Source organism: Hydrocoleum sp. CS-953, assembly GCF_002260545.1.
Taxonomy (GTDB): domain Bacteria; phylum Cyanobacteriota; class Cyanobacteriia; order Cyanobacteriales; family Microcoleaceae; genus Trichodesmium.
In genome coordinates, this window is record NZ_LGSU01000037.1 from 1 (window position 1) to 1,438 (window position 1,438).

The 1,438-nt window shown below is 31.2% G+C and carries 1 protein-coding gene; it reads left to right on the forward strand.

The window, feature by feature from the left end:
- Window positions 1-532 precede the first annotated feature (532 nt).
- On the forward strand, window positions 533-1,414 hold the full coding sequence (locus AFK68_RS00155; protein WP_094670690.1) for an ABC transporter permease: 882 nt from the start codon (window positions 533-535) through the stop codon (window positions 1,412-1,414).
- Window positions 1,415-1,438 lie beyond the last annotated feature (24 nt).

The window sequence follows — 1,438 nt, forward strand, 5'->3', positions numbered from 1 at the left end:
ATATTAAAGTTAACAAGTTTTTACACCTTAAGATAGTATAATATCAGGATTTGGTCTGCTTACACAAAGTTGTAATTTTGTCAATATATAAAAGTTGGCTAATATATATATAGCCACTTTTTGACACTATCTCTCAAGTAGAACAGGTTTGATGTTACCACAAAGGAGCGATGTAGCAATTCTAAATGATTTGTCAAAAATCAAAAAATACATTAAAATTCTGAAACTTTTACCCCTGTTTCCTCATCACAAGAGATTTGTTTAATAACCAAAATAGGACTGGTATACTGATTTTCCATCTTTATTAAGTAGATATATTTTCATCTGAAAGTAGCGATCAAATCCAAAACAAAAAACTGTATTTGACTGATACTAATTTCCCCGGACTTAGTAGAAAGGTTATCACTAGACAGATTAATCCTTTTGTTAAACCTAAATCTACTCAACAATGACTGCCATAATTTTAATTTAACTGATTGACAAATAAACACCAATCTGATAATTATAATCTCTGACTTATAAGCTAATTAATATGTGGCAATCCCAGAAAAAACAGTCAACTTCAAACATTGAAAAATATCAACTAAAAAAATTACTAATTCTTCTATTTCCTGCAACTATCTGGCTATTAGCTTTCTTCATCATCCCTTTAGTGATTATTTTAATTTATAGCTTCTTAGAACGAGGTACTTATGGGGGTGTTATTTGGAAATTCACCCTAGATAACTATCAACGACTAGCTCAAGGAATATATTGGGGAATATTTTGGCGGTCTTTATTCCTCGCTTTAATTACAACTATAATTTGTTTATTAATTGGTTACCCCTTAGCATATTTTATTGCCACGATTCGACAACCTTGGCGTAACATTTTATTGATGCTAGTAATTATTCCTTTTTGGACTAATTTTTTAGTGCGTACTTATGCTTGGATAGTTTTACTTCGGACTGAAGGGGTATTTAATATTGCCTTACAAAGTTTGCAAATTACAAACGAACCTTTGACTCTTTTATTTACACCCTTTGCTGTGATTATTGGTTTGGTTTATGGCTACTTACCGTTTATGATTTTACCTTTATATGCCACAATTGAACGCTTTAATTTTTCTTTGTTAGAAGCTGCTCAAGATTTAGGTGCTAATGATTTACGAACCTTTTTTCGTGTAGTTTTACCATTAACAATGCGAGGTATAGTTGCAGGTTGTTTGTTGGTTTTTATTCCAGCATTTGGTGCTTTTATTACTCCTGATATTTTAGGTGGTGCAAAAACTATGATGGTAGGAAATTTGATTCAAAATCAATTTCTTAAAGCTAGAAATTGGCCGTTTGGCTCGGCATTATCAATTGCGTTGATGATTATTGTATTAATTCCAGTTATTATCTATTTTAGTATCTCGGAAGAGAAAAATAATTAAGCATTCAGCTTCAGGGAATTCAAA

Coding starts and splice junctions, on each gene's coding strand:
- AFK68_RS00155 (WP_094670690.1), top strand. CDS start 533: ATGTGGCAATCCCAGAAAAAACAGTCAACTTCAAACATTGAAAAATAT.